Consider the following 5,733-nt stretch of genomic DNA (forward strand, 5'->3'; position numbering starts at 1 on the left):
TCCATGACCCACGCCTTCCTGCCGCCGCACCCCGGCCGGCTGCTGCTCGTCGAACGCGAGACCGGCGAGGTCCGCGAGGTCGACCGCAGCGACGACGGCGAGGTCTCCGGCCTCGCCTTCTCCCCGGACTCCGCCTGGCTCGCCTGGTCCCACCCCGGCCCGCGCCCGCTGTCCCAGCTGCGCATCGCCCACACCACCGACCTGTCGGTCACCGAGGCGACCCCGCTGCGCTTCCAGGACTACGCGCCCGCCTTCACCCTCGACGGCAAACACCTCGCGTTCCTCTCCAACCGCGCCTTCGACCCGGTCTACGACGAACACGTCTTCGACCTCGCCTTCGTGGTGGGCGCCCGGCCGCACCTGATCACCCTGGCCGCCACCACCCCCTCGCCGTTCGGCCCGCAGCGCCACGGCCGCCCCTTCGAGACCCCCGACAAGGACGAGACCCCCGACAGCGAGGGCACCCCGGCCACCCGCATCGACCTCGAGGGGCTCGCCGACCGGATAGTCCCCTTCCCGGTGGAGGCCGGCCGCTACTCCACGCTGCGCGCCGCCAAGGACGGCGTCCTGTGGCTGCGGCACCCCGTGCGGGGTGTTCTCGGCGCCTCCCGCGCCCACCCCGAGGACCCCGGCCCGCACACCGAGCTGGAACGCTACGACCTCGCCCAGCGCCGGCTGGAGCACCTCGCCGCCGACGCCGACCACTTCGAGGTCAGCGGCGACGGCAAGCGCCTGCTGCTGTGGAGCGACGGCCGGCTGCGGGTGGTGCCCAGCGACCGGCGTACCGGGAGCGACGACGACGGCGACACCAGCGTGACCGTCGACCTGGCCCGGATCCGGCAGACCGTCGACCCGGCCGCCGAGTGGCGGCAGATGTACGACGAGACCGGCCGCCTCATGCGCGACCACTTCTGGCGCCCCGACCTCGGCGGCGCCGACTGGCCCGGGATCCTGGACCGCTACCGCCCGCTGCTGGACCGTATCGCCACCCACAGCGACCTGGTCGACCTGCTGTGGGAGGTGCACGGCGAACTCGGCACCTCGCACGCCTACGTCACCCCGCGCGGCGGCTCCGGCCGCGCCCGGCACGGCCTGCTCGGCGCCGACATCTCCCGGCACGAGGACGGCAGCTGGCGCATCGACCGGATCCTTCCGGCGGAGACCTCCGACCCGGACGCCCGCTCCCCGCTCGCCGCGCCCGGCGTCGCCGTCCGCCCCGGGGACGCCGTCATCGCGGTGGCCGGGCACCCGGTCGACCCGGTGACGGGCCCCGCCCCGCTGCTGGCCGGCACCGCGGGCCACCCGGTGGAGCTGACCGTCTCCCCGGCCGGCGGCGGCGAACCCCGGCACACCGTCGTCGTCCCCGTCGCCGACGAGGAGCCCCTGCGCTACCACGCCTGGGTCGCCGACCGCCGCGCCCACGTCCACGCGGCCTCCGGCGGCCGCCTGGGCTACCTCCACGTCCCCGACATGCAGGCCCCCGGCTGGGCGCAGATCCACCGCGACCTGCGCGTGGAGGTCGCCCGCGAGGGGCTCGTGGTCGACGTCCGGGAGAACCGGGGCGGCCACACCTCCCAGCTGGTGGTGGAGAAGCTGGCCCGCCGGATCATCGGCTGGGACCTGGCCCGCGGTATGCGCCCCACCAGCTACCCGCTGGACGCGCCGCGCGGCCCGGTCGTCGCCGTCGCCAACGAGTTCTCCGGCTCCGACGGCGACATCGTCAACGCGGCGATCAAGGCCCTCGGCATCGGCCCGGTCGTCGGCACCCGCACCTGGGGCGGGGTCGTCGGCATCGACAGCCGCTTCCGCCTGGTCGACGGCACCCTGGTCACCCAGCCGAAGTACGCCTTCTGGCTGGAGGGCGTGGGCTGGGACGTGGAGAACCACGGCGTGGACCCGGACGTGGAGGTCGTCCAGCGGCCCCAGGACTGGGCCTCCGGCACGGACGCGCAGCTGGACGCGGCGATCGCGCTCGCGCTGGAGGCGCTGGAGACGAACCCCGCGAAGACGCCTCCGGAACTCCCGTCCTGAACGGCGCCGGAGGCACCCGGGACGATCCGCGCCCGACCGACTACGATGCCAACCCTATTGATCACCGCTGAAAGCGAGCGCAGCGCATGGCCGGAGAGCCGCAGAACGACTGCCTGTTCTGCCGCATCGTCGCGGGCGAGATCCCGGCGACGATCGTCCGAGAGACGGAGACGACCGTGGCCTTCCGGGACATAAACCCGCAGGCCCCCACCCACGTCCTGGTCATCCCCAAGGCCCACTACGAGAACGCGGCCGTTCTCGCCGCCGAGGCGCCGCAGGCGGCCGCCGACGTCTTGGCCGAGACCAAGGCCGTGGCCGACGCGGAGGGGCTCGACAGCTACCGCCTCGTCTTCAACACCGGCTCCGGCGCCGGCCAGACCGTCTGGCACGCCCACGCGCACGTCCTCGGCGGCCGCGGCCTGCAGTGGCCCCCGGGATAAGAGCCCGTGTCCGTACGTGAACTGGTGGTCCTCGGCACCGCCAGCCAGGTCCCGACCCGGCACCGCAACCACAACGGCTACCTGCTGAGGTGGGACGGCGAGGGCATCCTCTTCGACCCCGGCGAGGGCACACAGCGGCAGATGCTGCGCGCCGGGGTCGCCGCCCACGACCTGAACCGGATCTGCGTCACGCACTTCCACGGCGACCACTCCCTCGGCCTGGCCGGAGTCATCCAGCGGATCAACCTGGACCAGGTGCCGCACGAGATCACCGCGCACTACCCGCGCTCCGGCCGGCGCTTCTTCGAGCGCCTGCGCTACGCGACCGCCTACCGCGAGACCGTCGCCCTCACCGAGGCCCCGGTCGCCGCCGACGGCCTGCTCGCGGTCACCCGGTCCTACACCCTGGAGGCGCGCCGGCTCTCGCACCCCGTGGAGTCCTACGGCTACCGGCTCGTCGAGCCCGACGGCCGCCGCATGCTGCCCGACCGGCTCGCCGCGCACGGCATCCAGGGGCCCGACGTGGGCCGGCTCCAGCGGGAGGGACGGCTCGGGGACGTGGCGCTGGAGGACGTCAGCGAGGTACGGCGCGGACAGCGGTTCGCGTTCGTCATGGACACCCGGCTCTGCGACGGGGTGCACGCGCTCGCGGAGGGCTGCGACCTGCTCGTCATCGAGTCCACGTTCCTGGACGAGGACACGGACCTCGCCGTCGAGCACGGGCACCTGACGGCCGGGCAGGCCGCCGCCGTGGCCCGGGACGCCGGGGTGCGGCACCTGGTGCTGACCCACTTCAGCCAGCGCTACACCGAGCCGGAGGAGTTCGAGCGCCAGGCGCGGGCGGCCGGGTTCACGGGTGAGCTGACCGTGGCCCACGACCTGCTCCGGGTGCCGCTTCCGAAACGGCGGTAAAACACCCGTACGATGCTTTGATGCCTCTCCCGAAAGCAGAACTGCACCTCCATATCGAAGGCACCCTGGAGCCGGAGCTGGCGTTCGAGCTGGCCGCCCGCAACGGCGTGCGCCTGCCGTACGCGGACACCGACGCCCTCCGCGAGGCCTATCGCTTCGCGGACCTCCAGTCCTTCCTGAACCTGTACTACGAGCTGATGGCCGTCCTGCGCACCGAGGACGACTTCGCCGACCTGGCCGACGCCTACCTGGCCCGGGCCGCCGCGCAGGGCGTGCGGCACGCGGAGATCTTCTTCGACCCGCAGGCCCATGTGTCCCGGGGCGTGTCCATGGGCACGGTCGTGGAGGGGCTGTGGCGGGCGCTGGGGGAGAGCGAGGCGAACCACGGCGTCTCCACCAGGCTGATCATGTGCTTCCTGCGGGACGAGTCCGCCGAGTCGGCCCTGCTCACGCTGGAGGCCGCGCGGCCGTACCTGGACCGGATCACCGGCGTCGGCCTGGACTCCGCCGAGGTCGGGCATCCCCCGGCGAAGTTCCGCGAGGTGTACGAGGCCGCCGCCGGGCTCGGGCTGCGCCGGGTCGCGCACGCCGGCGAGGAGGGGCCGCCGGAGTACATCACGCAGGCGCTGGACGTGCTGGGCGTGGAGCGCGTCGACCACGGTCTGCGCTGTGTGGAGGACCCGGCACTGGTGGAGCGGCTGGTCCGGGAGCGGATCCCGCTCACCCTGTGCCCGCTGTCCAACGTGCGCCTGCGGACCGTCGACACCCTCGCCGACCACCCGCTGCCCGCGATGCTCGACGCCGGGCTGCTGTGCACGGTCAACTCCGACGACCCGGCGTACTTCGGCGGGTACGCGGGCGACAACTTCGCGGCCGTGCACGAGAGCCTGGGCCTCACCCGGGACCGGCTGCGCGAACTGGCCCGCAACTCCTTCCTCGCCTCCTTCCTGGAGGACGACGAGGAGCGCCGGGCCCGTTACCTCGCCGAGGTGGACGCGTACGAGTTCGGGGACGACGTGTCGTAGCCGGGGCGACGACCCGCAGGAGTGCCGTACCGCCGTGGCCGGGGTGTGTGTGATCCCGGCCACGGTGACGTTTGCGGGTGGTGTCCGGGGGGAGAACCGTCTAGCCTGCGTTCTCATATATAGACGTGATTCAGGATGAGAGATGGTGGGGGCCTCCCTGTGACCCGTGACCTGACCATCGCCGAGGTGCGGCTGACGCCGATCCTGGTGGCCGACCAGCCGCTGCTCAACACCCAGGGCGTGCACCAGCCGTACACCCCCCGGCTGATCGTGGAGATAGTCACCGCCGACGGTGTCACCGGGCTCGGCGAGACCTACGGCGACACCAAGTACCTGGAGCTCGCCGGGCCGCTGGCGGAACGGCTCGTCGGGCGCTCGGTCATGGATGTGAACGGCCTGTTCGGCATCGAGCTGGCCGTGGACGCCTCCCGGACCGAGGACGGGACCGACGCGGGCGGGCTGCGCGGGGTGCAGACCCCCGACAAACTGCGGCTGTCGGTGCTGTCCGCCTTCGAGGTCGCCTGCCTCGACGCCCAGGGCCGGGCGCTCGGCCTGCCCGTGCACGCGCTGCTCGGCGGGAAGGTCCGCGACACCGTCGAGTACAGCGCCTATCTCTTCTACAAGTGGGACGGGCACCCGGCGGGCGTCTCCGCCGAGCCCGACGAGTGGGGCGCCGCGCTCGACCCGGCCGGCGTGGTCGAGCAGGCCCGCCTGCTCCGGCGGCGGCACGGCTTCGGCTCGTTCAAGCTCAAGGGCGGGGTCTTCCCGCCCGAGCGGGAGATCGCCGCCGTCCGCGCCCTCGCCGACGCCTTCCCCGGGCACCCGCTGCGGCTCGACCCCAACGGCGCCTGGTCGGTCGCCACCTCCCTGAAGGTCGCGAAGGAGCTGGGCGACGTCCTGGAGTACCTGGAGGACCCGACGCTGGGCACGCCCGCCATGGCCGAGGTGGCGGCCGGCACCGACGTGCCGCTGGCCACCAACATGTGCGTGACCACCTTCGGCGAGATCAAGGAGGCGTTCACCAAGGACGCCGTCCAGGTCGTCCTGTCCGACCACCACTACTGGGGCGGGCTGCGCAACACCCAGCGGCTCGCCGCGGTCTGCGCCGCCTTCGGGGTCGGCGTCTCCATGCACTCCAACACCCACCTCGGCATCAGCCTCGCCGCGATGACCCAGGTGGCGGCCACGGTGCCCGGTCTGCACCACGCCTGCGACTCCCACTACCCCTGGCAGTCCGAGGACGTCCTCACCGAGCGGATCGCCTTCCGGGACGGCCGGGTCGCCGTGTCCGACGCGCCCGGCCTCGGCGTCGAACTGGACCGGGA

5 protein-coding genes are annotated in these 5,733 nt (G+C 73.2%); all 5 read left to right on the forward strand.

Annotation, left to right across the window (positions count from 1 at the left end; all coding sequences use genetic code 11):
• On the forward strand, window positions 1-2,031 hold a 2,031-nt coding region (locus H5J33_RS21200), incomplete at its 5' end, for a S41 family peptidase (RefSeq protein WP_181796502.1).
• Between the two features lie 86 nt (window positions 2,032-2,117).
• Entirely contained in the window at window positions 2,118-2,471 is a 354-nt protein-coding gene (locus tag H5J33_RS21205) for a histidine triad nucleotide-binding protein (RefSeq protein ID WP_181796503.1), read from the forward strand.
• A gap of 6 nt (window positions 2,472-2,477) precedes the next feature.
• A complete protein-coding gene (locus H5J33_RS21210) occupies window positions 2,478-3,383 on the forward strand; it encodes a ribonuclease Z (protein ID WP_181796504.1) in 906 nt (301 codons plus the stop codon).
• Window positions 3,384-3,403: 20 nt separating this feature from the next.
• A complete protein-coding gene (locus H5J33_RS21215; RefSeq protein WP_181796505.1) occupies window positions 3,404-4,408 on the forward strand; it encodes an adenosine deaminase in 1,005 nt (334 codons plus the stop codon).
• 135 nt (window positions 4,409-4,543) lie between these two features.
• Window positions 4,544-5,733: glucarate dehydratase family protein (locus H5J33_RS21220; protein WP_181796506.1), on the forward strand; the 1,190-nt coding region annotated here is incomplete at its 3' end.

This window comes from Streptomyces sp. WELS2, from assembly GCF_013870595.1.
Lineage (GTDB): Bacteria > Actinomycetota > Actinomycetes > Streptomycetales > Streptomycetaceae > Streptomyces.